25 protein-coding genes are annotated in these 26,868 nt (G+C 27.9%); 4 read left to right on the top strand and 21 right to left on the bottom strand.

Annotated features, from left to right (window positions below; genetic code table 11):
• Window positions 1-18: 18 nt before the first annotated feature.
• Window positions 19-1,461, bottom strand: a complete 1,443-nt coding sequence (locus tag PZA12_RS09450) for a DEAD/DEAH box helicase (RefSeq protein ID WP_078117066.1) — start codon at window positions 1,459-1,461, stop codon at window positions 19-21.
• Window positions 1,462-1,775: 314 nt separating this feature from the next.
• On the opposite strand from PZA12_RS09450, the gene PZA12_RS09445 reads away from it, so the two are divergent.
• Both PZA12_RS09445 and PZA12_RS09440 read left to right on the top strand, forming a co-directional pair.
• Entirely contained in the window at window positions 1,776-2,984 is a 1,209-nt protein-coding gene (locus PZA12_RS09445; RefSeq protein ID WP_078117067.1) for a DEAD/DEAH box helicase, read from the top strand.
• A 458-nt stretch (window positions 2,985-3,442) separates the two neighbouring features.
• Window positions 3,443-4,021 (top strand): hypothetical protein, encoded by a 579-nt coding sequence (locus PZA12_RS09440; protein WP_078117068.1) that lies wholly within the window; start codon window positions 3,443-3,445, stop codon window positions 4,019-4,021.
• A gap of 137 nt (window positions 4,022-4,158) precedes the next feature.
• Here PZA12_RS09440 and PZA12_RS09435 read toward each other — a convergent pair whose 3' ends face one another.
• The 9 genes from PZA12_RS09435 to hisC form a co-directional block, all read right to left on the bottom strand.
• A complete protein-coding gene (locus PZA12_RS09435) occupies window positions 4,159-4,902 on the bottom strand; it encodes a hypothetical protein (RefSeq protein WP_078117069.1) in 744 nt (247 codons plus the stop codon).
• A gap of 52 nt (window positions 4,903-4,954) precedes the next feature.
• Window positions 4,955-5,953 carry a permease gene (locus tag PZA12_RS09430; RefSeq protein WP_077837033.1) on the bottom strand — a complete coding sequence of 333 codons (999 nt, stop codon included), beginning with the start codon at window positions 5,951-5,953 and terminating at the stop codon, window positions 4,955-4,957.
• Complete coding sequence (locus PZA12_RS09425) at window positions 5,950-6,618, bottom strand: GTP-binding protein (protein WP_078117070.1); 669 nt, start codon at window positions 6,616-6,618, stop codon at window positions 5,950-5,952. Before PZA12_RS09425 ends, PZA12_RS09430 begins: the two co-directional genes overlap by 4 nt.
• A gap of 47 nt (window positions 6,619-6,665) precedes the next feature.
• On the bottom strand, window positions 6,666-7,622 hold the full coding sequence (locus PZA12_RS09420; protein ID WP_078117071.1) for a GTP-binding protein: 957 nt from the start codon (window positions 7,620-7,622) through the stop codon (window positions 6,666-6,668).
• A 407-nt stretch (window positions 7,623-8,029) separates the two neighbouring features.
• Window positions 8,030-9,505 carry a leucine-rich repeat domain-containing protein gene (locus PZA12_RS09415; RefSeq protein ID WP_078117072.1) on the bottom strand — a complete coding sequence of 492 codons (1,476 nt, stop codon included), beginning with the start codon at window positions 9,503-9,505 and terminating at the stop codon, window positions 8,030-8,032.
• 131 nt (window positions 9,506-9,636) lie between these two features.
• Window positions 9,637-10,293: an HAD family hydrolase gene (locus PZA12_RS09410; protein ID WP_078117073.1), complete on the bottom strand. Its 657-nt coding sequence runs from the start codon at window positions 10,291-10,293 to the stop codon at window positions 9,637-9,639.
• Between the two features lie 220 nt (window positions 10,294-10,513).
• Window positions 10,514-11,146, bottom strand: a complete 633-nt coding sequence (locus PZA12_RS09405) for a hypothetical protein (RefSeq protein WP_078117074.1) — start codon at window positions 11,144-11,146, stop codon at window positions 10,514-10,516.
• Window positions 11,147-11,293: 147 nt separating this feature from the next.
• Window positions 11,294-12,331, bottom strand: a complete 1,038-nt coding sequence (locus tag PZA12_RS09400; protein ID WP_078117075.1) for a M42 family metallopeptidase — start codon at window positions 12,329-12,331, stop codon at window positions 11,294-11,296.
• Between the two features lie 229 nt (window positions 12,332-12,560).
• Window positions 12,561-13,625 carry a histidinol-phosphate transaminase gene (gene hisC, locus PZA12_RS09395; protein WP_078117076.1) on the bottom strand — a complete coding sequence of 355 codons (1,065 nt, stop codon included), beginning with the start codon at window positions 13,623-13,625 and terminating at the stop codon, window positions 12,561-12,563.
• Window positions 13,626-13,852: 227 nt separating this feature from the next.
• On the opposite strand from hisC, the gene PZA12_RS09390 reads away from it, so the two are divergent.
• Window positions 13,853-14,479: a VTT domain-containing protein gene (locus PZA12_RS09390; RefSeq protein WP_041895826.1), complete on the top strand. Its 627-nt coding sequence runs from the start codon at window positions 13,853-13,855 to the stop codon at window positions 14,477-14,479.
• A 217-nt stretch (window positions 14,480-14,696) separates the two neighbouring features.
• Entirely contained in the window at window positions 14,697-15,320 is a 624-nt protein-coding gene (locus tag PZA12_RS09385) for a manganese efflux pump (RefSeq protein ID WP_078117077.1), read from the top strand.
• Window positions 15,321-15,394: 74 nt separating this feature from the next.
• Here the strand turns inward: PZA12_RS09385 and PZA12_RS09380 are convergent, their stop codons facing one another.
• The 11 genes from PZA12_RS09380 to PZA12_RS09330 form a co-directional block, all read right to left on the bottom strand.
• On the bottom strand, window positions 15,395-16,867 hold the full coding sequence (locus PZA12_RS09380; RefSeq protein ID WP_078117078.1) for an ABC transporter permease: 1,473 nt from the start codon (window positions 16,865-16,867) through the stop codon (window positions 15,395-15,397).
• Complete coding sequence (locus tag PZA12_RS09375) at window positions 16,858-17,595, bottom strand: ABC transporter ATP-binding protein (protein ID WP_078117079.1); 738 nt, start codon at window positions 17,593-17,595, stop codon at window positions 16,858-16,860. The genes PZA12_RS09380 and PZA12_RS09375 overlap by 10 nt, the downstream gene beginning before the upstream one ends.
• A 13-nt stretch (window positions 17,596-17,608) precedes the next feature.
• Complete coding sequence (locus tag PZA12_RS09370; protein WP_078117080.1) at window positions 17,609-19,084, bottom strand: efflux RND transporter periplasmic adaptor subunit; 1,476 nt, start codon at window positions 19,082-19,084, stop codon at window positions 17,609-17,611.
• Window positions 19,085-19,086: 2 nt separating this feature from the next.
• A complete protein-coding gene (locus tag PZA12_RS09365; RefSeq protein ID WP_078117081.1) occupies window positions 19,087-20,334 on the bottom strand; it encodes a TolC family protein in 1,248 nt (415 codons plus the stop codon).
• A gap of 324 nt (window positions 20,335-20,658) precedes the next feature.
• Entirely contained in the window at window positions 20,659-21,357 is a 699-nt protein-coding gene (locus PZA12_RS09360; protein WP_017212993.1) for a response regulator transcription factor, read from the bottom strand.
• Window positions 21,358-21,398: 41 nt separating this feature from the next.
• The gene (locus tag PZA12_RS09355; protein ID WP_078117082.1) at window positions 21,399-22,844 is read right to left on the bottom strand and encodes a sensor histidine kinase; all 1,446 of its coding nucleotides are present in this window, start codon (window positions 22,842-22,844) and stop codon (window positions 21,399-21,401) included.
• Window positions 22,841-23,170, bottom strand: coding sequence for a hypothetical protein (locus PZA12_RS09350; RefSeq protein ID WP_078117083.1), 330 nt, complete (start codon window positions 23,168-23,170; stop codon window positions 22,841-22,843). Before PZA12_RS09350 ends, PZA12_RS09355 begins: the two co-directional genes overlap by 4 nt.
• Window positions 23,171-23,393: 223 nt before the next feature.
• Window positions 23,394-24,239, bottom strand: a complete 846-nt coding sequence (locus PZA12_RS09345; protein ID WP_078117084.1) for an RNA pseudouridine synthase — start codon at window positions 24,237-24,239, stop codon at window positions 23,394-23,396.
• Window positions 24,240-24,287: 48 nt separating this feature from the next.
• Window positions 24,288-25,043, bottom strand: coding sequence for a YdcF family protein (locus tag PZA12_RS09340; RefSeq protein ID WP_078117085.1), 756 nt, complete (start codon window positions 25,041-25,043; stop codon window positions 24,288-24,290).
• 140 nt (window positions 25,044-25,183) lie between these two features.
• The gene (gene hslO, locus PZA12_RS09335; RefSeq protein ID WP_077837051.1) at window positions 25,184-26,065 is read right to left on the bottom strand and encodes an Hsp33 family molecular chaperone HslO; all 882 of its coding nucleotides are present in this window, start codon (window positions 26,063-26,065) and stop codon (window positions 25,184-25,186) included.
• Between the two features lie 26 nt (window positions 26,066-26,091).
• A complete protein-coding gene (locus tag PZA12_RS09330) occupies window positions 26,092-26,829 on the bottom strand; it encodes a class I SAM-dependent DNA methyltransferase (RefSeq protein WP_077837052.1) in 738 nt (245 codons plus the stop codon).
• Between the last annotated feature and the right edge of the window lie 39 nt (window positions 26,830-26,868).

Genomic DNA, 26,868 nt, shown 5'->3' with positions numbered 1-26,868 from the left:
AATTTTATATTAACATACTTATTTTTTTGCTTTTTCAGCTTTAATGATTTTACCTTTTATAGTTATATTTTTTAACTCTTCTATAACTCTTTTTCCTTTTCCATTTAATATATCAACATATGATACTGAATCCTGGACATCTATTATTCCAATGTCTTCAGACTTAATACCTTCTATTTTACAAATAGCACCAACTATGTCTCCAGGGCGAATTTTCTTTTTTTTGCCTCCATTTAAATAAATCTTTGTTATGTTGCTATTTATATCTTTTGACCTTTGTTCTTTCACTTTCGGTTTACTTTTAAGTGTTTTAATCCCATCTTCTCTTTCTTTTTCAATTGCCTTTTTATCAGGTAAATTATAGACAGGAATTTCAAACCCAATAAACTCTTCAATTTCGTTCAAAAGCTTATCCTTCCCCTTAACGCAGAAGCTTATTGCCTTTCCTTTCTCACCAGCTCTTCCTGTTCTCCCTATTCTATGTACATATGCTTCCTTCTCTACCGGGAGATCGTAATTTATTACATGAGTAATTCCTTTAACATCAATTCCTCTTGAAGCTAGGTCTGTTGATACAAGTATTCTAAAATCACCTGCTCTAAATCTATCCATAATGCTTAATCTTTCATTTTGAAGCATTCCTCCATGTATTTTATTTACAGAGTACCCTTTAGATTTTAACCATTGAAAAACTGTATCTACATTATCTTTAGTTTTCGCAAATATAACAGCTGTCTCAGGTTTCTCCATTATTAAAATATCATTTAGTTTTTCTATTTTTTCTTCATAGTCAATATAATATAAACTATGGTCTATATTTTCGTTAGTGATTTCTTGATTTTTAATACTTATATCTATAGGTTTATTCATATATTTATCACATAATACTTTTATTTCCTCTGGTATTGTTGCTGAAAATAACATAGTAACTTTTTTCTTTGGAAGTCTTCTAATAATACCTTCAACTTGCCCTATAAATCCCATATTAAGCATTTCATCAGCTTCATCTATAACAAAATACCTAATTTTATCTATATTAAGAGTACCTCTATCCAAGTGGTCTATAATTCTTCCCGGAGTTCCAACTACTACGTGCGTCTTCTGTCTTAATTTTCTCTCCTGTTCAGATATAGGCTCTTTACCAAAAATCGAAACAGCTTTTATTCTTTTAAACCTTCCTATATTAGTTATATCTTCGCTTACTTGAACAGCAAGTTCTCTAGTCGGTGTCAATATTAAAATTTGTGGAACATTTTCATTCCAATCTACTTTCTCACATAAAGGAATACCAAAAGCCGCTGTTTTTCCACTTCCTGTTTGTGATTTAACTATGATATCTTTATTCATAAGTATTTCTGGTATAACTTTTTCTTGAACTTTTGATGGAGTTTTATACCCAAGTCCCTCAATTGATTTTAATATTTCATCACTTATGTTAAATTTAGTGAATTTATTGTTCATATATTAAATTTTCACCTCAGTTATCTTATTAAATTATATTAATCATAAATTATATAAATCTTTCTTATTATACCATTCTTATCTAGTTTTCAAACACTATTTATTGGTTTATTTTTTATTTCTGCAATTCAATCTATACTTTAGATTCAATTTTTAATTTCAGAGGTATCTCTTATGCAAAATATAGGTTCCTCATACATTAGATAATATATGACCTGAATTATGTAACTTTAACTAGAAAAATGCACATAATAAGGATATAATTAATTAGCAATATATCTAGAAAAATTATTCAACGATAAAAGGAGAAATTAATGATTAACTCATTTAGTGATTTAAATTTAAATTCAAGTATAATAGAAGGACTACAAAAACAAAACATTAATATACCAACTTCAATTCAAGCCAACTCTATTTTACCTGCTCTTGAGGGTAAAGATATAATTGGTGAAGCCTTTACTGGAAGTGGTAAGACATTGGCTTATCTATTGCCTCTTTTTCATAAAATAGATACATCAAAGAGAGAAATGCAAGGAATAATATTGGCCCCAACACATGAACTTGCTAAGCAAATAGAAGATCAAATTAAGCTTCTTGCTGAGAACTCATCATTTCCTATAACTTCACTATCTATTATTGGTGATGTTAATATAAATAATCAAATAAAGAAACTTAAAGAAATAAAACCTCACATAATTGTTGGGTCAACAGGTAGAATTCTAGATCTAATTCGAAAGAAAAAAATAACTGCTCATACTATAAAAACAATAGTAATTGATGAAGGAGATAATTTATTAGATCCGAAGAGATCTAATATTACTAAAGACATTGTTAAATCAACAATGAGGGATAGACAGCTTATGCTATTTTCAGCATCTATAAAACCTGAAACATTGGAAACTGCAAAGTCTTTAATGAAGGAACCAATAATAATAAAAAGTGAAGATAAGCCTTTAATAAATCCTAATATTGAGCATATGTTTATCATATGTGAAAGACGTGATAAGTTTGAAACCTTAAGAAAAGTTCTTGTGGCTGCGAAACCAGAAAAAGCAATCATCTTTGTTAATAACAATGAGGATATTGAATTAACAACAGCAAAACTTAATTATCATAGTAAAGATTGTTTTGCCATGACCGGAAAGATTTCCAAGGAAGATAGAAAACTTGCAATTGAAAGTTTTAGAACAGGTAAAATAAAAATATTAGTCTCTTCAGATGTCACTGCTCGTGGTCTTGATGTTGCTGATATAACTCATGTTTTCCATTTGGATTTGCCATTGAAATTAAACGAATATCTACATAGATCGGGAAGAACTGCTAGAGGAAACGCTCATGGCACTTCTATATGTATTTTAACTGTTCAACAGCTTAATATAATAAAAAAATACGAGAGAGAATTTAATATACAATTTAAAGAAAAGAAAGTTTTTGGCGGAGTTTTAGAAGATGCTAATTATAACTCTAATACAAAGCAATATGAGCAAAAAAATAAATCTTATAGTAGCAAATTTAACAAATAAAATTTCATTATAATACTTAATAAAGCTTAAGCAAATTAGTATTATGGATACTTATTTTTTCACTTGAATGATTAAAATAAGTATCCTTTCATTTTTATAATTAGCTAAAATCTCTGCATACTCTTTTATATTTAATCTAATTATTCTCTATATAAAAATCAGTTAATTATTAATGTGCCTTCACTTTAATTTATGATTTTCTTCCGCCAATTTTATTAACGCTAATAGTTAATAATAACTTATTATTTTATTAAAGTTTTCTTAAGTAAACAATTACCCAAATTAATCGGTGTTATAATCGGTAGTGATGTAACGGGTATATATGTTCTAAGAAGTTCAATTCATAAATGTTTATCATAAACTTATCATGTATTTATAGAACAATGAACTATGTTATTTAGGACTTATATCCAAAAAAACTCACTAAAATATACACATAATGTTGGAGGAAAATTTTTATGAAAAAGAAAATCATTAGTCTATTGTTAATTGCAGCAGTTAGTTCAACTGCATTAATATCTTGTGGAAAAACTAAAGATTCTGCAAATTTGGATAATGGAAATACAACGGAGCAGTCTTCCACAACATCTACAACTGAACAATCCCCTCAAAGTAATACTAAAATAGTTGGCGAAAATAACAAACCAACTGTGGAAGTTAAACAAATTGCTTCTTTGACTGATTTCAAATATAAAGACAAGAGTGAAATCGAGAAACTTTTAGGAAAAGCTATTAGCGAAGAAGACGATAAAGCTACCTATGAAAAAGATAATTATAGTTTCGAGATAAAATATAAAGATTCAAAGTGTAATGAAATTAAGATAATTCCTAAGTCAGAAATGAAATATCCAGCTGACGGAATTAACATCTTAAAATTAGTAGGAATAAACGCAGATGATTCGGATTCTACAATATCTCCAGCTGGACTTGAATGGAATAATAAATTTGATACATTTAAGATCAATGTAGTTTCTAATAATGAACCAAATGGTAAAATTTCTTATGTAACAATTATTTTATCAGATCCTTCTAAATAAGGATAAGCGGTTGTGAATTTTGTATATAAAATACTACTGGATTAAAATTTAAATCAAATCATATTAAACGTATATTCATGCTTTTTTTACCTAATAAATTACTTTTATTAGTGATTTCCATGAATATACGTTTAACTTTAATTTTCTATCTCTAATTTTTCTATTTTTATAGATGGTATTTTATGCTCTACATCGCTTTCATCTCTAATCACCGAGCTACCTACTTCCCCTATAACCTTAATCTTATCATTCTCTTTTAGTTGGTACGATTTATCATAATCTCCAACTATTCCAACAATTTTTGAATCAGCAGCACAGCATGTCATTATAATCCTTCCTATAATTATTTGATTTTTATTTAAATAATTTTCTTTGCATACAAATCCATGTATCTCTAATTTTTTTCCTATATATTTTTCTGGATTTATTCGTATATCATCAAGCATTGTAGGATTATGTTCGTCAATTCTTATAGTTTCTTCATTGTTTCCTGTGTTGCTCTTTTTAAAATTATACTCAAATTCATGTTCATATAATGACTTTCTATCAATAACACTTGTTTTGTTTTCTAAAATTTCTAAATTCAGCTCCGAATGTTTAAATGTTTGTTGCTTATTAATAGATATGAAGCCTATTATTAAGGCTAGTATTATTGGAAATAATTTTATTTTAATATTCATGCTGCCTTTAGGCGTAAATATATTTTTTATTTGAAAAACAGTAATTATACTTATCATTATTATAGTAATATAAAAATATTTAATCATATTACTACCTATATAAAAACCTATACTTCCAGTAGATATTAAATATATTATAGACAAATCTAGCAAGATAAGAACAATGAACCATAAAAATTCATCAAAATTAAATCTTTTCACTTATTTTCAGCTCCTTTTTATATATTTAAATTACTATCATTAAAGTGCATCTTTATATTCCGCACATCATGAATAAAAAGGAGATTACAAATACAACACCTATTGTACTTATACTTAATTTAAGTACAAAACTTTTTTTAAAGGCTCCAATAATCATAATAAGATTTTTTAAATCAAGCATTGGACCTAAAATTAAAAATGCTGTAACCCCACTAAGTGAGTAGTTAGTTAAAAAACTTTTTCCTACGAATGCATCTACTTCTGAACAAAGAGATAAAAAGAATCCAAGCAACATCATTACAACTATTCCTAAAATCTTATTATTAGAAATAAAATTTATTTCTCCATGAGATACCGCCACTTGAAATACGCTAGATATAAATGTCCCAAGTATCAAGTATCCCATTATATCCAAGAACTCTCTATTTGTATGTTCTATTATTGCTCTTAATTTATTTTGATTTTCCACATATGAATTACATCCACAGTTACAATAGCTATCATTATCTATAAAATCTATTACTAAACCTTTCTTATCTTTTTCAAGCGAATTTACTATCATCCCAATTAAAATTGCAGCTATAAACCCTCCAACTATTCTAAGAAGCACCATAATTTTTTTATCGTAAAATGCATAGTAAGTAGACATTATTACAACAGGGTTAATTATAGGTACAGCAAGCATAAATGTTACTCCAAACCCAACAGGTACACCTTTCTTTATAAGCCTTCTTGTTATAGGAACAATCGCACACTCACAAACCGGAAAAATAAGTCCTATTAAAGCAGCTCCTAGATATCCTAAAATATTTGCTTTAGGTATTATCTTCGCAATAATCCTTTCTGATATACATGTTTGAATTATAGCAGATATGAGGGATCCTATTATGATAAATGGCATTGCCTCAAGAATTATACTTGTAAATATACTTGCAAAATCTCCTATAACTTCAATATATATAAGAGTTGGATATTTATTATATATATATATTGATAGTATTACTACACTTATAATAAAGAAAGCTTTAACCTTCTTCTTATAAAGATTCATACATTTTCCTCATTTCCCTCATATTTTATGTTAGTATTTTTTTTGTAGTTTATCATTTTAATTTTTATTTTTTTTAAATAACCATTGTCCAATACCCTTGCTTCCCTAAGTGTAGAATTTAAAATATACTTATTACTAACTCTTAAAATAAATGCTTTAGGATTTATGTTCTTAACTTTTTTAAAACCTTCATTTAAAATTTCTTTTTTGCAATAATCTATATTATTAATAACAATCATATTGGCGTTTTGTATAAAAGGTATTATGAAGCCTCCCATATTGTCAATATATTGTTTTAATGTCTTGCCATCTGCGACGAAGAATACAGTAGTAATCTTACTACATTCTCTATAAATTCTTTCATTCAATATATCGAATAATTCTTTTAAATCAGAAGTTCCATTATATTCTATTATTATTCTGTTAGGTTTATATTTCTTTATTGAATATATCATTTTTTCTTTAAGATCTTTAATATCTAAAACATCCTGTATCCTTACAAAATTACTTATGCTATTAGAATATACAATTTTTTTTTCTCCTTGTTCTAATTGAAAGACCAGTATTTTTTCTCCATCAACTAAACTTTCTTTTAAAAGTGAATTTATAAATGACGTTTTTCCAGCTCCTAAAAAACCAGTCACAATCTCAATATGTATTTTCATAATTCCACCACCTCTCTACAAAGTTCTAATAATAATTTTTTTTATATTTACCTAATAAATAGCCTTTCTAATTCCTTTTTATTTAACTCACTACCAATTATTGAAACCACTTTCTTATTTGACCATCTGATTTTTCTACTTTTAAATTCATTAGGTACATAATCAAATTGATAATACTCTCCATCGTTTGCCTTAAAAACACCTTTAGCTCTTATTATTCTTCCGAACTTCTCATTAGTTGAAATAAATTCGAATTTTTTTTGGATTTCAAGCATACTTATATTTTCTTCAAGGTCTATAGGGTAACTTTCAAAAATTTCATTTGCACTATGATTTACTTCTCTTCTCATCTGCTTACTTGTGTTAGCGCTAATGCCAGAATTTGCAGCAAAAATTTTTCTTTTTTCATTTATTACATTTGTACTAAGAAAATCATTTCCTTTTAATAAATCCCATGGTTTATATATTATTTTAGCTTTCAAATTTAACTTTCTTATAGAATCTATAGTTGCATCAATCTTTTTGTTATCTACAAGTTGACTTCTGCTTAAAACTATAGTTTTTGCTCTTTTTATTTGATTCTCATAAAATTCTTTGAAATTTTTCAAATACATATCATAATTTCTAATATCAATTAAAGTAAAAATATTTCTAATTTCGAGCTCATGCTGAAACTTCTTTTCTTGGAGAATATTTAATATCTCACTTAATTTTGCTACTCCTGAGGGTTCGATTATTATATTGTTCGGATTATACTTACTTATAACTTCTAAAACAGCTTCTCCAAAGTTTCCAGATACCTGGCAACAAATGCATCCAGAATTTATCTCCTTAATTTCAATATTACTTTCTTTTAATATGTCTCCGTCTATTCCAACTTCTCCGAACTCATTTTCAATAATAACCGTATTATTATCATAAACCTTTTCTGACAACAATTTTTTGATTAGCATTGTCTTTCCAGCACCTAAAAAACCTGAAAATATATCAACTTGAACTTTCATCAAAATTTTCTCCTTCCATTGCAACCATACATTATATTCATATTTTTATTTATACTATAATTGCTCAATATATATGAATAAAATTTATTTACATTTTTTCATAACAAAAGGATCTTTATAATTAATAAAAAGTTATTAATTATAAAGATCCTCGTCATAGCCTAAGCTAAGTGAAATAATTAAATATGTTATATTCCTATTTTATTTAGATATATACTTTAACTTATAGCTATAAATATATCTAGTATTTATAAAGCTCCAAGAAAAATTCAAATATATATGTTGCAATTCACAATGCACATTTCACAATTCACAATTACAGCTATAATTCTTGTAATATTTTTAGAATTATGATGAAGAATCATTTTTGCAATATATATATTTTTTTATTCATATTAACAACAGAATTAATATGGATAGTAGAAGAAATGAGTCGCTCTATCTGTTGTTGCAGTATCTTGAAGAATAAGCCTTTTATGAAGTACTAAATTTCCAAAGCTTGTCCTTTGATTATCTACAATATAAGCATATCCATCTTTGTCCCAACCCATAAAGATATAAACATGAGTATAATTATTTGTAAATACAATATCTCCTGGTTTAATTTGAGAAAAATCATAACTATAAACAAATCCCATATTCTTTAATATGTTCTCTAACTGATATGTATTTGCTGTTGAAGTTGGTATATTAACACCTATTCTTCTTAACGCTTCAGATGTAAAATACACGCAGTTATTACTAGTAATGCCGTCATGTAATGCAACAGCAGTACTATCTACGCTTAATTGATTATTCACATTAGTCATATATTTAAACAATTGATAATTTGTACTTGAATGCGAATAATTAGAGGAAGTATTCACTGTTTCACCGCTAGGATTAACGTATGTATAATTATCTAGCCATACATTCTTAATTAATGAACCATCACTGGAAAATCTATATTTTTTACCGTTTATAACCGTATCCCCTGATGCCATTATGCCTGACGTACCATCCAGATAGTAAATCTTATCATTTAAAGTCAACCATCCATATTGCATTGCTCCTGATCCTGAAAAATAATAATAGCTATTATCTATCTTCACCCATCCAGTTGCCATTGCTCCATTATCATTGAAGAAATATTTAATGCCCTTTATTGTCTGCAATCCTTTTTGCATTTTTCCATCTTTATCAAAATAGTACCAAATTCCAGATATCTGTTTCCAGTCATTCTTTATTACACCGTTCATTCTGTCATAATAGTACCAATTCTTATCCTTATCACTTTCCCAACCATCTTTTACATTACCATCGTCATTGAACTGATATTCCTTACCATCAATAGTTTCAGTTCCTTTAAGCCTGTTTCCATTTCTATCCAAATAGCACCATTTACCCTTTAAAAAATACCATCCCTTATCTAACCTAAACTTATTTCCTTCAACATCGCAATAAGTATAAGTACCATTTACTATTTTTTGAGTTATATTTTTAGGTAATCTCTTTAATTGATTATTTCCTAAATCTAAATAAGTTAATCTAGGTAAATCTCCTAAATAATCAGGAATATCTTCATATATATAGCAAGAATTTAAGTTTAGATACTCTAGATTCTTTAACATCTTTATTTCTTCCGGTATATTATTACCAACTCTTTTATGGCTTAAATCAATTTTTTTGATATTCAAAAAATCTGCTTCTGTTAAGTTGTCCACTTTTTTACCTAACTGCTTGGCTACTTCTTCTGTAAGCCAGTTGTCATTAATTTCAACACTACTCTTTTCTACAACTTCCCCATTAATCCTTGCGTCTTTTGCATAAGTTATTACTGGAATACTATTAATACATAAAAATACTGCTAATATTGCTATTTTTTTTACTTTATTGCGTCGCATCTAATCGTCTCCCTTGATTTTTTTCATATAAATTATACCATTTTAGACGTATAATCTCAAATAATTTTAAAAAAATCAATTTTAGGGAATTTAATAGTATCTGCTTTTTTTTTCATTTATTCTATATAATTTTAAATTATATGGTTTTCTAGAATATTACTTAGATCTATATCTCGAATTGAGTTAACAATTATATCTGCTTTAGATAAATCTTGATTTCCAGAGTTAATATTTTTAAATCCTATACAATTCATTTTAGCATCTTTTGCAGCAAATACTCCATTCCTAGAATCTTCAATAACGACACATTCTTTTGGTGATATTCCCAATTTTTTTGATGTTTCAATATAAATATCTGGTGATGGTTTTCCTCTTTCAACTTCTTCTCCGCTTATAATATATTTAAAGTATTCTTGTAATTTAAACTTTGATACAACTATATCAATTAAATCTTTAGGTGATGATGATGCTATTGCAGCAGGAATATTTCTATTCTTTAATTCTATTAACAATTCTTTGATTCCATCTATTGGCTCTAAATGAGATTCAATAATCTTCATTTTGGTCAATTCTACTTTATAATCTATTATTTCTTGCAATGATTTTTTTATATTATATTTTTCCTTTATATCCGTATACATATATTCATTTGTTGATCCTACGTATTTTTCCAATTCTTTTTCCGAAATATTACAACCTAATTCTCTTATAGTTTGCATATCCACCTCAAAATGAATTGGTTCACTATCAATAATTACTCCATCCATATCAAATATAAATGCTTTCATAAATATACCTCCAAATTAAAATCGCCTTAAAATTTATTTTAATTATTCTCTTTATGCAATTAGATATACTAATATATCAAACCTGTCTATTGTCCATTAAAATTATTTTAATCTCTAAAATCCTATTATAGAGTAAAGATAATATTAGATAATTATATACCTTATATTTTATCCACTTATTCTTTATAATTTTATTTCAACAATATTTATAGTTATATATCTATAATGATCTAAACAATTCCTCAAATGTATCGAATTCAACTTTATCATCAGTAGTTTTATCTTTTTCGTATTCTGTATAAATATATCTAAATGAATTAATGTCACTTAATATCTCATTAAATTCTTCTATTTTCTTTTTAAAAAACTCGCTTGCTTTTTTTAATTTTTCTAAATCATTACAATCAGCTATAGCCTTATTTCCATTTTCCCTGCTTATATTGGCCTCATCGTTATTAAATAATGGATAGTTCCATGAAATCATTCTTTTATATTTATTAGAAGGTCTTAATTTAATATAAAATTCCTTATCCCCTCCAATTGTAAGGATATATTTAGCCTCATACTTACTATCCTCTGCCAATTTTAATAATTTTATTTCTAAACATTCATATTTTGCAATTATCTCGGTTCCTTGTCTAATTTCAAAGCCATTTTTGATAAAATAATTACAAAATTCTTTTTTAATATTTGCTATATATATATGACATATATTACTGCATTCTTCCCATATCTCTTTATCGAGGTTTATTAATTGTTTTAATAATACCATTGCAGTTCTCTTTACATTTTCAATATATTCTTTCTCACTTTTATCTTCCACATATTGCCTTTTTAAGTTTTCTATATCCATAATCAATCCCCTCATTCTGCATAATAAAATTATACAAAAGTTACTAAAATTGCTCCTAAAATGTATCTATATTACTTTACTTTTCATCTCAAAAACTACTTTATACATTTAATTCTGCAATCCTATTAATAGATTATGATTATATTTTTAATTAGTTAAGTAAAAATATAATAATTTAATAGTGTTTTCAAGAGCACTATAATGAGTCCTTTCCATCCCATGAGATGCGTGAACCCCAGGCCCTATCAATGCTCCACGTATATCATTCCCACCTCTTAAAGCGGCTCCTACGTCCGAACCATACATTGGATAGATATCTACAGCGTATTTAAGCTCATTATCCTTTGCAAGATTAATTAGTTTTGTCACCATATTATAATCATATGGCCCTCCTGAATCTTTAGCGCATATTGATACATCATATTCACTACAAGTTAAATCATCCCCAATACATCCCATATCTACCGCTATCATCTCAGCTATATCGCTTGGTATATATGATGCTCCATGTCCAACTTCTTCATAGGTTGAAATTAATATTTTTGTAGTATATTTAGGAACGATTTTTTCTCTATTAAATAATTCCAATAAACCCATTAAACAAGAAACACTACCTTTATCATCAATGAATCTTGACTTTATAAACCCGCTCTCAGTAATTGTTGTTTTAGGATCAATAAATATAAAATCTCCTACACAAATCCCCAACTTTTGAACATCACTTTTTGAATGAACCTCTTCGTCAATTCTTATTTCCATATTTTTCGGATCTCTTGTTTTACTTGAGCTATCCTCAAAAACATGGGCTGCAGGACTTGTGCTTAAGAATGTTCCTGTATATTTCTTTCCTTCCCTTGTTCGTATTGTACAATATTCGCTGTCTAAAGTTGGAACAATTGGTCCTCCAAGTAAAGTGAACTTTATCTTCCCATCTGAAGTTATTGATCTGACCATGGCTCCTAACGTATCTACATGGGCAGATAATCCTAATATTTTTTCATCCGATTTACCCTTTATAGTTATTATTCCACAACCTTTATTGGTAGTTTCAAAACTATATCCTAGTTCTTTAACTATATCTCTTATTTTATCAATTATCTCAAAGCAGAAGCCAGTTGGACTATCAAATTCTAATATCTCCTTTGCAACTCCTAAAACGTATTCTTTATTAACACATAATTTCATAAAATTAAACCTTCCTTCAAAAATTAAAATTTCTCTGTTAATTTCAAAAATGCCTAAACATAAATTCAGACAAAAATTTCATTATATCAATATCCTTAACTCCTATCTATATGACTAATAACATTCTCTTATAAGTAAAATTAGATACAATTCATTAAATCGGATTTCCAAAAGTAATCCTATTTAGCACATTGCATCTAAATTAACTATACTTTTATCATAATTCTTTCTAATTATTACTCAAAATTAATCTTAATTTTTCAATCAAAATATCCATTTCTTCATCGGTTCCTATTGTTATTCTCAAAAAATTATCTATTCTTTCTTTATCAAAATATCTTACTAGTATTCCTTGACATTTCAAATTCTCATAAAGAAACTTTCCAGAAGCATTGTTATGACTAGCAAAGACAAAATTTGATTCTGATTTTAAAACTCTAAAATTTAAATTTTCTAATTCCTTAACTACTTTTTCTCTTGTTTTTATTATTTTCTTAGTTATTTCCTCAAAATATTTACTATCTTGAATAGCTGCTTTAGCTCCAGCTAAAGCCACTCTGTCTATGGTATAAGAATTTATACTATTTTTAATTCTGTTTAATCCCTCTATTAAATCTTTATGACCTAGTGCAAATCCAACTCTTAATCCAGCTAATGAACGTGATTTTGATAATGTTTGAATTACTAAAAGATTATCATATTCATTTATATATTTAACCATTGACTGGCCGCCAAAATCTATATACGCTTCATCAATAATAACTACGCTATCTTTATTAGCTTCAATCAAACTTTTTAATCTTTCTGTATTTATATATTTTCCTGTTGGAGCATTAGGATTTGGTATTATTACTCCACCATTTGTTTGTTTTAATTCTTCCAATGGTATATCAAAATTATCATCTAATTTTACTAATCCATAATTTAAATCAAAAAGTTCAGCATAAACCTTATAGAAAGTGTAACTTATATCTGGAAATAATATTTTTTTGTTCTTTGAAAAAAAAGCCATAAATGAAAACGCCAAAATCTCATCCGAACCATTTCCTATAAATATTTCATTATCATCTAGCCTATAATAATTAGCTATTTCACTTATTAACTCATTACATGTTGGATCTGGATAAAGTTTCAAATCATCATTAACCTCGTTCCTCATGGCTTCTAAAACTTTATCTGATGGTGGATAAGGATTTTCGTTTGTATTTAATTTTATGTACTTTCGATCCTTAGGCTGCTCCCCAGGCACATAAGGCTCTATTTCTCTAACTTTATCATTCCAATATTTACTCATACAACTGCCCCCTAGTATGTTATGTTTTTACTATATTATACCTTAAGTTTAAAATATCTTCTATTACTTTATTGTTATTAATAATTCTTAAAATAAACGAAAGATTTCCAAAATTTTAACATTTTCTTATAATTTATTGGTAAAATAGTTTATAGTAAGGTAGAAATATTGCTATTAAAAACTTTTTTGCTTTATTTAAGTTCAGTATAAAAGGAGTGGTAAATTTAATGAGTAAGTTATTCAAAGGTATTGTTATTGTATTTTGGATATCAATCTTATTTGTTTTTTTTAAGTATCAATTATATAGTGATGGAGTTAATAAGATAATATTTTTTTTAAATACATATGGAAAATTCAGTGCAATTTTATTTTTCATAATTGCATCGCTAAGAATTTTCACACTAATTCCTTGTACAATTTTTATAATTATTGGCGGAATATTATTTAATCCATATGAAGCATTTATTTTAACTGCAACAGCGAATTTATTAAGTGAGATTCTATTATTTTTCTTTGCAAGACTTACGTTTGGAATGAGTTACCAAAATAAAATAGTAAATAAATATCCCAAAATATACAACATGATTAAAAAAAATAATGTGCAACTTCTAGCTTTAGGGGTATCTTCTCCAGTTGTACCCACAGACATTATTTGTTTCTTTTCTGTATTAGCTGAAATTAGCTTTATTAAATATACTTTAACAATATTTTTTGCAGATACACCAATAATTCTACTTTATACATTTTTAGGAATTAGTATAAAGTATTCGTTATATGTATTTGCTGTTATGCTTTTTATTGTCATACTAGTTAATTATTTTAATTTTAAAAAATGGAGTAACCAAGCTAATTAAAATAAAGAGAGCTATTAATTATGTTATTACTTTACATAATTAATAGCTCTCTTTAATATTTGTGAATTTTACAACACTGCTTTCAATATTCAAATATTTCATTCTTTTTTCAATCAAATACCAAAAGTATCTTAAATATCTTATAAATTTATCATATTACAATCTTTTTTTAAATAAAATGAATATATTATACTAAAATAATTTTTAGGAGTTCCATATGATTTTTATATCACCTCTTTTATTAGCTATTTCAACAAATATAGTAACATTATCAGTTTTTTTATCTTATGGAATTAAGAAAATACATTTATCTAAGTCAAATACAATTTTACTTGCAATAGTAACTTCTGTTAGTACATTTGTTTCTATGTATATTGGTAAATTAATTCTGTCCTTAATAGATCCTAAGATCAGTAATATATTTGGTGCTATTCTTTTAAGTTATATTGGTATTTCTTTTATAATTGAATATATTCGCTTAGAAAAAAAACGTCTTGGTTACGATACTTCCTTTTATTATGAAAGTTATTTTAAATATAAAAACATCTTGGATGACCCTTATATTCTAAATTTAAATAAATCTCGTAATATAAGTCTAAAAGAATGTTTAGCTCTTTCTGCTGCAATATCTCTAAACAATATTTGTACAAATTTTGCTGCCAGTATAACAGGTGTTAATCTTAGTATAAGCGTATTTTTAAATTTTATTATTTCCATCTTATTTGTATATATAGGCTATTTTAATCGCGATATTAACCTTTCAAACCTTTTAATTAAATATTCAAATTGTATTTCGGGAAGTGTATTAATCGCTTTTGGAATTTATGAAATTTTTGTTTAATAGCAATATAATAATGCCATGGAGTAATAATACAGAATAACTCCATGGCATTAAAAATTATTTTAAAGTCTATTCTATTCGTATCTAAGTGCTTCTATAGGATCTAGTTCCGCTGCTTTCTTTGCCGGATAATATCCAAAGAATACTCCAATAAACATTGAAAATGAAAAACTTATTAAAATAACCAATGGTGATACCGTAGTTGCATATCCCATGGCTTTTGAACCAATTGCTCCTGCACCTAAACCAAGTAATATTCCTAAAATACCACCAATCGAGCATATTATAATTGATTCAACTATAAATTGCATCTTTATATGACTGCTTTTAGCTCCAAGTGCTTTTCTAGTTCCTATTTCTCTTGTTCTTTCTGTAACAGATACCAGCATTATATTCATAACTCCAATTCCACCAACTACGAGTGAAATTCCCGCAATAGCAGATATAGCCACTGCAACTGTAGTCATCATTGATGTCATTGATTCAAGCATACTTTCCATATTGCTTGCTTGAGCTTCAAACTTTGCATTTTTTGCATAAAGCTTCGATAAGTAGTCTGATAATTCATTAGTAAATGATTGAACATTTACATCATCTTTGGCTTTTATCTGAAATGTCTGATAATTTTTATTAGTTGCTGTCTTCTTTGTTACAGTAACCGGAATATATAAGTCAGTAGTTAAATTTTCATCAGATGTTGTTCTATTTCCTCCTGAAGCTTTATATTTATAAACTCCAACTATTGTGTAGGTATAAATTGCATTTGATGTGTAGACCTTTATATCTTGGTTTATGGGATCTACATTTGTTCCAAATATCTTTGATGCTAATTTATCTGAAACTACTGCAACATCTTTTGCTCCATCAATATCATTTTGTGAAAGGTACCTTCCTTCGGCCATTTCCAAATTCTTAACATCTTTATACCCAACATTTGTACCCACTGTACTTATATTAGCATATGTTGAATCATTCTTAACTTTGCCTGAACTGCCATTTTCCGATACACTTAAAGAACTTATCTCGTCGCTAAAATTTTCTTGTAAATCATTTATCTGTTCCATTGTCATAAGATCAATATCTTTTGCAGTGCTACTTGATTTTCCTTGTCTTCCTGAACCTCCCGGAGGCATTCCTCCTCCACTCGATGCTCTCATAGCGCCTGCACCCGGTACTCCACCTCCACCTGGTGGTGCACCTCCTCCTGGCTGTGCACCTCCACTATTATTTTGTGAATTTTTATTTGAATTTTTCGAGCCTGAATTTTTTGAATTAGAATTATTTGTGCCTTTTGAACTTGAACTATTAGAGTTCGGCGAATTTAATGTACTTGTCATACTACTTTTTTCTTGTACATTAACTGTAATGTTGGTTGCACCCATCGATGACATTGAACTTGTTAAAGAAGAGGTCATTGCATTTCCCACTGAAACAACACCAATTACTGATGCTATCCCTATTATTATTCCGAGCATTGTAAGTAGTGCCCTCATTTTATTAGATTTAAGGCCTGCAACTGCAAGCATTATATTTTCTTTTATAAACATACGTTGTCCTCTTTTGGAAATCTTTTATAATACATATCATTCTTTTTCTCAGATATTATATTTCCATCCTTCAAAGTTATAATTCTTTCTGTTTCCTCCGCAAGTTCGCTATTATGGGTTATAAATACAATAGTTTTACCTTCCTGTTCATGAACCTTATGGAATAAATCCATAACTAACCTTCCAGTTGCTGAATCAAGGGCACCTGTTGGCTCATCCGCAAGTATTATGCTTGGATCATTAGCTAATGCTCTAGCAATAGCTACTCTCTGTTTTTGTCCTCCTGACAGTTCATTTGGTTGATGAGACATTCTATCTTTCATTCCAACAAGATCTAAAAGTTCTTCTGCACGTATTCTCCTATCTTTTTTACTCATTCCATAATAAAGCATTGGCAATTCCACATTCTTCAAAGCTGAACTTCTTGGAATTAGATTATATGTCTGAAATACAAAACCTATTTGTTTATTTCTTACTTCCGATAACCCATTATCAGATATTTCATTAATATTTGTACCATCTAAAATATAGTTCCCAGAAGTTGCTCTATCAAGTGCACCTATAATATTCATTAATGTACTTTTTCCAGATCCAGATGAACCAACTATTGATACAAACTCTCCTTCTTTTACACTAATATCAATTCCTTTTAGAATATTTAATTGATTCGGAGTTCCAATATAGAAGCTTTTTGTAATGTCTTTCATTTCTATTATATTTTTACTCAAAGACACTCACCCCCTACTTTGCTTTTCTAGAATTTATTTCTACTGGATCACCAACTTTATAACTTGTTGGTTCATTAAGTATAATCATTCCATCTGATAGATCAGAACCATCAATTTCAACATTTGCATTTGATTCTATACCTTTAGTTACAGGAATCTCCTTAACGACATATTTTCCACCCTGTTCAACTGCTGCATAAACCTCGTTTTGTCCATTGTTATTAATTACTGCTCCATATGGTACTGAATAAATATCGTCCTTTTCATCTGTGATAATATTTACTACTGAATTCATACCTACTTTCACCTTATCATTTTTACCGGTTAACTGTACCTTAACTGTGAAAGATACATCACTGCTTGTCGTATTACTAGTGCTACTAGTACTAGTACTAGTTTTACCGTTACTACTACTAGTTGTACTTGTACTCGCACTGGCAGTACTAGAAACTGGTTCAACACTTACAACTTCTGCATCAATAATATCAGCCCCTGAAGCATCCGTTGTTATTTGAGCTTTTTGTCCCACTTTTACTTTTGCGACATCTGTTTCATCAACACTCGCATTAACAATTAAATTATCTAAATCCTGAATTACAAATAATGCCCCAGATGCTTGGATACCTACTACGGCATTTACATTAGTTACTGTCCCATCTACAGTCGCTACAACCTGAGCATCTTGCAATTTCTTTTTCTTGTCTTCATATGCAAGCCTATTACTCTTATCATTAGCCGCTGCCTGAGCAGATTCATAAGCTGTTTTTGCTTCAGATAATGCTTGATCAGCATTAACTTTCGCTGCTTCTAATGCAACCGTTGATTTATCGTAAACCCCTTTAGAATTTTCATAATTTGTTTTTGCTGTATTTAGATCTTGCTGAGAAATTTCGCCATTTTGAAACATGACCTTATCATATTCATAAACTTTACTCTTATCTTCCATATCGAGTTTTGCACTATCAACAGCTTTTTCAGCATTTATTATATCAGTTTGTAAATTATTATCATGTAAATATTGCAAATTATCATATTTTTGTTTTGCGCTTGTTAATGATAACTGATTTTTTTGCTCATTTGCATTTAGAGTTTGTTCTGCCTCAGCAAGTTGTTCTTGAAGAGTTGATGTGTCTATTGTTGCAAGCACATCCCCTTTTTTTACTACATCTCCAACTGAAACATTAATTGATGCAACATTATATTCTAAATTTGAATATATATTGGTTGAATCTCCACTCTTTATAGCGCCTGATGAACTAATTGTTGTAGCAATATTTGTTTTCTTAAGAGTTGTATACTTAACGCTGCTTTGTGTTACTTTTGTTTTAGCAAATTTAACCTTATAAATACCTGCTCCTATTGCTAAAACAACTAATATCGCAACTAAACTTATAACTTTCTTTTTAGTCAAAAATTTTTTCTTGCTTGCTTCAGTTGTTTCTATAATTTCTTTATTAGCCAAAGTTTTTTTATTAAATAAAAGCTTCAATTTTAGTAACCCTCTTTCATTTCAATGTACTTTAAATAAGATAAATAGCATTGATTTCTTTTATTTATAAAATCTGCATTCTTGCTATCTAAAGTCAATTTCGCAGCATCGACATCATTTTTTGAAACAAATCCATAATCATATTTTGTTTGCTCAATTTCATATTCTTTTTGTTTCTGGTTTATCACATCATAACTGCTTTTTATTGAATTGTAAGAAGTCATTAAATCATTATATTGTTTCTTAAAGCTTGTCTCAGTACTATTCATTAGCGACTTTAATTTATTATTTGCTTCCTCAACTTTATTATCATAAATATCTTTATTATCATAATCATCTTCAGCATCATCTAAATCATCAATCTCATCGTTTTGAAGTTTTATATCAATATTATTTTCAAGCATTTTGCTTAAATCATCTTCATAATTAATTTTAGGTATAACATCAAAATTTTTATCTATATCATTTTCAAATGTAACTTTACTCTCAGAACTTATTCCAAGTAAGTTGAATAGCTTAAGTTTATCAAGCTCTGCCGTATTCTTTGACGAATTCAAGTCGTCAACTGAAGTATTTCCTTGTAATAATTCAGTATATTTATTTTTAGATATAAAACCACTATCATATTGAAGTTTATATATTTGTTCTTTCTTAGTATTAATATTCACTGTATCTTCTTCTATTTTTTCATTTGGTAAATCAGACAAATAAGTTATGTATGCCTGTTGAGCTGCGTATACTTGATCTTCAATTTCCTTATTATAATCATCCCTAGCTGTTTTAAAAGCATCTCGCTTTGTCGTTAAAGTTGTATCAGCATTATCATAAGCATTTTTCGCATCATAAGCTGCTTTTGCTGTATCGAAAGCTGCTTTGAGAGTTTCCTTTTGAGTTACATCTGTACAATTTTCATAAGCATTTTTTGCCGCTTCATAGTTTGACTCGATATTCTCTTTATCACTATAAGTATCATATGCACTCTTCGCACTATCATAATCATCTAATGCATCATGATATTCCTCTTGTGCTATTTTTAAATTATTCTTCTTAATCTTAATATCTAAATTATTTTCAGTCATGATATCTCTTATGTTTTCTAATGATACTTTAATCGTCCCGCTATCATCAGGCACTTCGTTAATTGTACTATTATCAGTAGTGTCAGCATATGCACTTGGTATATTAATCATTGATATACTACTAGAAACCACTAAAGCTCCAATTAAAAAACTTATAAATGTTTTTCTCAATCTTGTTTCCTCCTCAATTTGTCATTTAGTAATATTATTCTATTTTAAATTTATTTTCTAATTATAATAAAGGATTGTAACATCTCTATTACACATATATAAACAGAATATAAACAAATGTTAAATTCATGTTAAATTTAATAATTATAAATAAAAAATCTAGAGGTGCAATTAACTTTTGTATTTCTTTACAAATGCTAATTGCACCTCTAGATTGCATTTCATGATTTTTGTTATTTTTCTCCATACCATGTTTTTTAGGCTTATGATATAAATCATTGTTAAAATAAACATATTTTTGTTCAATATCAAATAATTATAAATTTATAAGTTAAATCTATATCCAGCTCCCCACACAGTTTCAATATACTCAGGATTACTGCTATCTAACTCAATCTTCTCCCTTATTCTATTAATATGTACAGTCACAGTAGAACTATCTCCTAAAGATTCTTCTCCCCATATCCTGTCTAGCAATGTATCTTTTGAAAATACGATATTAGGGTTTGAAGCTAAGAACATTAAAAGTTCAAATTCCTTGTTAGCAAATTTAACTTCATTTTTCCCTATATAAACTCTTCTTGCTTTAAGTAAAATTTTAATACGCCCAATAGTTATTGAACTTTTTTCATTATCGCTATTTTTTTCAATGGTTGTGAGACGTTCATATCTAGAAATATGTGCATTTACTCTTGCTACAAGTTCGCTTGGACTAAATGGCTTAACAATATAGTCATCAGCACCTATGCCGAGTCCTTGTATTTTATAGATATCTTCTTTTTTAGCAGTTACCATCAAAATGGGTATTTCTTTAACAGCTCTTATCTCCTGACAAACTTTAAATCCGTCCTTTCCTGGCAGCATAACATCTAAAAGTATCAAATCAAATTCTTCATTTAGCGCAAGATCTAGTCCTTTATATCCATCTTGAGCAATTTCTGTTTTAAATCCAGTTATCTCCAGATAATCTCTTTCTAATTCAGCTATACTTTCATCATCTTCTATTATCAATATCTTTTTCATTGACTATCCTCCCTACTTTATAATATATCTCTGTTTTACAATTATCTTTTAGGTAATGTTATTCTTATTGTAAGTCCATCATTATTAAAAGCTTTAATATCTCCATCATGCGCTTCTATTATATGTTTTGCTATAGCTAATCCAAGTCCACTTCCTTCATTAGGCTTTGTTCGTGAAACATCTCCTCTATAAAAACTTAGAAATAACTTTGAAAGCTCTTCATCAGGAACTCCTGAACCATTATCACTAATTTCTAATATTGCAAATTCCTCATCTTCATACAATTTAATTTTTATTTTAACTAAATTCTTCTGCTTATATTTAACACTATTATCCAATATATTCAGAAGAACTCTATTTATTTCATTATAATCGAGTTTCACTAATGTTGAATTCTCACATTTACTTTCAAATGAAATTTCAACGTTTTTTCCATAAAACTCTTTCTTAGCACACCTGTAAAAACTCTCTATATATTCCCTAATGCTTACTAAATCAAATTTAAATGGAAACCTGCCTGTATCTAATTTAGAAAAAAGGAACAGACTATCAACTAATACATCCATATCACAAGCCTTAGTATAAATTGTGTCTAAATACTTTTTTTGTTTTTCAGGAGTATTTGCTACCCCATCACGTAATCCTTCCACATAACCTTTAATTGCAGTTAATGGTGTTCTTAGATCATGGGATATTCCTACCACTAGTTGCTTTCTATCTTCTTCATATTTTAGCTGCATATCGACCGAATGTTTTAATCTTAATCTCATTTCATCAAAATCACCACAAACTTGTCCAAATTCATCATCACTTTCATAATTCATTTCAAAGTCCAGATTTCCGTTTTTTATCTGTTCAGCCCCATAGCTTAAAAGTTCTAAAGGGCGAATCAATTTCTTATAAATCTTACTGGATAGTATAGCATTAGTTATCGTGACAACAATTAGTGAAACTATAATAACTATTATTATATAGCTTATTACCAAAGTTGACATTTCATTTTTTATGTCAATCCTTACAGGTTTATATGATGGATTTATTGCAATAATATTTACTACTTTATTATCCTTAACAAAGCTATTTTTAACTAAGGATATAGAGTTCATCTCTAAAACTAATGAATTAGATTTAAAAAGTACATCATCTCCTATCATCGAAATAGCTTCTTTATCCTTATCTTCAATATTTGATGACACAATTTCCCCATCATATGTTATTATTAGATGATATCCCTTAGGATCAAGAAATTTCTGTAATTGCTCTGGAAATTTATCTAAATCATTTTTATTTTCTATATTTCTCATATCTGGTTTTAAACTTTGTTGAATGAAATAAGCATTCTGATCATGCTCCCTATAACCTTCAAATTTATTTTCATAAGCCTTTGAAAATGGAATATTCATTATAAATGCAATAATAAATATGATAATTACAGGTATAATTAACATGAATATATTTGAAATGGTTAGACGTTTCTTTATTTTCATAATAGTTCCTCAATCAAATTCTTAATAACATATAAACTTGATAAATTTATTTTATCTGGATTCGTCAACAGGGAATAATCCTTTATCCATAAATTACCTTGAACTATTTTGCATTCTTTTATTTCTTCTGTTGGATCTTCATCATAAACTTCTTCCAATTCCTTTGTCTTAGTAAGTACAACAATTCTTCTGCATGCCTCTTCATGTTCATCGTAAATATTAAAAAAGCTGTTATATGAATCGTAGCTTCTAACTGATGTCACTACCTTTAAAAATAAATTATATCTTTCTGCTGCTTCAATTGCTTTTATCAATTCTTTTTTCATACTATCTCTCCATGTGAATCAAAATATTTCTTCAAAACTATAGTTGTTTATATAATAAAAAGGCTAAATATCCCTATCCCTATATTATAGAATTTACTTATAATTTTAACTGTAACTTTACTATATTTAATTTAATTATCTCATAGGGATATATCCTTTTCAATAAAGTTTACTTATATGCTTATCAAGCTTAGCCCAAAATTGGTGTTAACTAAAATATATTTTACCTAAACAATTCATTTTTAAGGCTTTTTATTTCATTTTCCTCCAAGTACCTCCATTTTCCTATCTCCAGATCATTAAGCCTTATGTTCATTATTCTAATTCTTTCAAGTTTAATAACCTTATAACCTAAAGTTCCGCTCATCTTACGGATTTGTTTATTCATCCCCTGAGTTAGTATAATTTTAAATGTATTATCATCTACCCTTTCTACTTGACATGGTCTTGTTTTAACAAATTTATTTTTTTCATGTTCTATGTTTTTCAATTCTTTCAACTGTACTATGGATGAGTCACCTAGATTTTCTTCCCCTAGTCGATTTTCTTTATCTTCTATTTTCTTATATAAACCTAATTTATCACTTATCCTTCTAACACCAGAACCTTTATTTCCTGTAATCTCCACTCCATCAGACATCCTCTTTAAAAATTCATCATCAAAGTTTTTATTTACTTGAACTAAATATTCTTTTTCATGCATATTATCACTTTCTAAAATCCTATTAGCAACTTCACCATCATTAGTCATTAAAATAAGACCTTGCGAGTCTTTATCTAATCTACCAACTGGAAATATGTAGTGTGGATATTTCATATAGGAAATTATATTATCACTAACTTTATTCTCTGCAGTACAAGTAATTCCAACTGGTTTATTCAAGATAATATATACTTTTTCCACTGTAGAAATTGGTTTACCGTCAAATATTATCTCATCTGAATCATTTACCCATTGTCCCTCAACACAATATCTTCCATTTATAATAATTCTCTTTTCTTCAATCAATCTATTTGTTTCCTTTCGAGAACAAATTCCATAGTTACTAAATAATTTATTTATCCTCATTGTTTAAGCTATCCTTTCAAGTTAATAAAATTCAATTGTATATTAATATTAATCAAATATTATACTTTTAACAATAGCAAAAGCTTCTCTTGTATATGTTATAGGGATTAGATACCATACAGTATGACTAGAATAATTACTATAATTTACATATCCATTTTTCTTTGCTAAGATACTGCTTCTAAGAGCATGAAAATCACTTGTTACTATTTCAATATTAAGTTTATCTAGAGGTCTTCCACTATTCTCTTCTATTTTTACTTTTGAAAATTTAAAATTCTCATCCGTATTCCTTGACTTATCCTCAATTATTACTTTTTTCTCGTCAACTCCCCTATCCAATAAATATTTTTTCATTGCATGTGATTCTGGCAGCTTCTCGTCAGATCCTTGTCCTCCTGATAAAACAATGAATCTATAATCATCTTCTTTTATGTATTCTAAAGCTGCATCCAACCTTCCTTGAAGGATTAAACTTGGGTTAGAATTAGTATCAAGTCCTGCTCCCAAAACAATAATATAATCTGCATTCCCCTTATTATATTTAGGATAATTAATTATAAAAATTTCTATTCCTAAAAAAAATATAACCCCTATGCAAATTAGTACTTTTAAAACTTTAAAATACCTATATATAAGCTTATTACTTTCTATTCTCCTCTTAATAAAATGATATATTATTAAAGTAACTCCTAAAATAAAAATAGGAATACTAAATGAGATTTTAGAGCTGCTTATAATATTTATTACTGCAATATATACTATAATAATCATACCAAAGATAATATCCAAAAATTTTTTCATAACATGCACTCCTTCATTAAAATAAAAAATATTCTGCTATAATATTTATGCACGAAAAAAGAGAATAATCTGCTTTTTCATAGTCTTCCAAATTATTCTCTGTATCTTCTTATTATTTTTATTCTATAATTTTAGTATGTTTATCTACTATTATTTAATAATTCTCCTATTTCATCATTAGTGAATTCATATTTAGTATTGCAAAAGTTGCATACTATTTCTTCATTCTTTTTGTCATCATATATCTCTTGAAGAGTTTCCTTTCCAATAGATATTAAGGCTTTTTCAACTCTTTCTCTAGAACAATCACATTTATATTCTGGAGTTAAAGAATCTAATACTTTTAAATCCATTCCATCAAAAATATACTCCAAAATTTCTTCTATTGTTTTTCCTTCACTTATTAATGTAGTTATTGGTGGAATTTCTTCTAATCTATATGTTATAACATCTGCAAGAAGTTCATCTGCACCCGGCATCATTTGCACTATGAATCCACCTGCAGCTTTTATAGATAAATCTCGATCAACTAATACACCAAGTGACACTGCTGATGGTGTTTGCTCTGATACTGTGAAATAATATGCAAAATCTTCTGCTATTTCTCCAGTTTGTATTGGCACTTGTCCAATATATGGATCTCTAAGTCCTAAATCCTTTATTACATATAAAATACCATCTGTTCCAATAGCTCCTCCAACATCTAATTTTCCTTTTTCATTAAGAGGCATATCAACATATGGATTTCCAATAAATCCTTTAACAGATGCATCACTATGTGCTGTTACTGTTATTCCGTTTATTTCTCCATTGCCATTTATTTTTAAAGTTACAACTTCTTTTTCACTTTTTAGTGTAGTTCCTATAAGTGTACCTGCAGTTAACATTCTCCCTAAAGCTGCTGAGGCTACAGGTGTACATTCATGTATTTTACTACCCTCATTTACTAAATTCGTAGTGATTCCTGCTATTATTCTAACCATTCCATTTTTAGCGGTTGCTCTAACTATTTTATCTTCCATTGTTATCTCATCTCCTATTTCATATCTTATTTACTTACTATGTAAAGTATTCTTTCACTATTTTCATTTACTTCCTCATCAGAATATCCTGAAAACTTATTTATTATTCTAAAGTTACATTTTTTTAATATATCTTCTATATAGCTTTCTTTATAAGCTCTCTCAAAATGCTCTTCTTCAAATTTTTTATATAATTCATTTTCGGTTTTTACGAAGAATGTTAAAAACATATTTAATACATCATCTTCAAATGAATTTTCCCATGTATAAAAAATTTCTTCAGAACTGTAAGTGTATATATTATTTCCGAGAACGGTAGAAAGTTTATAATACGAATTTATATCAAAAATAAATATACCATTTTCCTTTAAATGTTCATATACATTTGAGAAATAATCAAGCAAATCTTCATCCTCTGTTATATAATTAGTTGAATCAAGAACAGAAGTTATAAGATCAAACCTTTTATTTAAACTTAACTCACACATATCTTGACAAATTACTTTTGCTTTAATTTTATTCTTTTTAAATTTATCAAAAGCTACATTTAACATATCATCTGACAAATCTACTGCATAAACAGTTTTAAAGTATTTTGCTACATTAATCGAAACATTTCCAGTTCCGCATGCCAAATCCAAATAATCTTCAAATTTTAAATTATTTTCTCTACATATATTTATAATCTTATCTGCAACTTTATCATAATTAATATCCTCATATATTAATTCATCATATATGTTGGCAAACTCTTTATAAGCCATCTGCTTTATCACGCCCTTAACGTAAATTTACTAATTCAT

Source organism: Clostridium beijerinckii (assembly GCF_036699995.1).
In the GTDB taxonomy this organism is placed as follows: Bacteria; Bacillota; Clostridia; order Clostridiales; family Clostridiaceae; genus Clostridium; species Clostridium helianthi.
The sequence above is the reverse complement of the archived record's forward strand: the minus strand, read 5'-3'. Positions and strand labels throughout refer to the sequence as shown.

Coding starts and splice junctions, on each gene's coding strand:
- PZA12_RS09360 (WP_017212993.1), bottom strand. CDS start 21,357: ATGAAAAAGATATTGATAATAGAAGATGATGAAAGTATAGCTGAATTA.
- PZA12_RS09410 (WP_078117073.1), bottom strand. CDS start 10,293: ATGAAAGCATTTATATTTGATATGGATGGAGTAATTATTGATAGTGAA.
- PZA12_RS09440 (WP_078117068.1), top strand. CDS start 3,443: ATGAAAAAGAAAATCATTAGTCTATTGTTAATTGCAGCAGTTAGTTCA.
- PZA12_RS09355 (WP_078117082.1), bottom strand. CDS start 22,844: ATGAAAATAAAGAAACGTCTAACCATTTCAAATATATTCATGTTAATT.
- hslO (WP_077837051.1), bottom strand. CDS start 26,065: ATGGAAGATAAAATAGTTAGAGCAACCGCTAAAAATGGAATGGTTAGA.
- PZA12_RS09420 (WP_078117071.1), bottom strand. CDS start 7,622: ATGAAAGTTCAAGTTGATATATTTTCAGGTTTTTTAGGTGCTGGAAAG.
- PZA12_RS09385 (WP_078117077.1), top strand. CDS start 14,697: ATGATTTTTATATCACCTCTTTTATTAGCTATTTCAACAAATATAGTA.
- PZA12_RS09430 (WP_077837033.1), bottom strand. CDS start 5,953: ATGAATCTTTATAAGAAGAAGGTTAAAGCTTTCTTTATTATAAGTGTA.
- PZA12_RS09415 (WP_078117072.1), bottom strand. CDS start 9,505: ATGCGACGCAATAAAGTAAAAAAAATAGCAATATTAGCAGTATTTTTA.
- PZA12_RS09345 (WP_078117084.1), bottom strand. CDS start 24,239: ATGAGGATAAATAAATTATTTAGTAACTATGGAATTTGTTCTCGAAAG.
- PZA12_RS09425 (WP_078117070.1), bottom strand. CDS start 6,618: ATGAAAATACATATTGAGATTGTGACTGGTTTTTTAGGAGCTGGAAAA.
- PZA12_RS09450 (WP_078117066.1), bottom strand. CDS start 1,461: ATGAACAATAAATTCACTAAATTTAACATAAGTGATGAAATATTAAAA.
- PZA12_RS09380 (WP_078117078.1), bottom strand. CDS start 16,867: ATGTTTATAAAAGAAAATATAATGCTTGCAGTTGCAGGCCTTAAATCT.
- PZA12_RS09340 (WP_078117085.1), bottom strand. CDS start 25,043: ATGAAAAAATTTTTGGATATTATCTTTGGTATGATTATTATAGTATAT.
- PZA12_RS09400 (WP_078117075.1), bottom strand. CDS start 12,331: ATGAAATTATGTGTTAATAAAGAATACGTTTTAGGAGTTGCAAAGGAG.
- PZA12_RS09330 (WP_077837052.1), bottom strand. CDS start 26,829: ATGGCTTATAAAGAGTTTGCCAACATATATGATGAATTAATATATGAG.
- PZA12_RS09350 (WP_078117083.1), bottom strand. CDS start 23,170: ATGAAAAAAGAATTGATAAAAGCAATTGAAGCAGCAGAAAGATATAAT.
- PZA12_RS09445 (WP_078117067.1), top strand. CDS start 1,776: ATGATTAACTCATTTAGTGATTTAAATTTAAATTCAAGTATAATAGAA.
- PZA12_RS09405 (WP_078117074.1), bottom strand. CDS start 11,146: ATGGATATAGAAAACTTAAAAAGGCAATATGTGGAAGATAAAAGTGAG.
- hisC (WP_078117076.1), bottom strand. CDS start 13,625: ATGAGTAAATATTGGAATGATAAAGTTAGAGAAATAGAGCCTTATGTG.
- PZA12_RS09390 (WP_041895826.1), top strand. CDS start 13,853: ATGAGTAAGTTATTCAAAGGTATTGTTATTGTATTTTGGATATCAATC.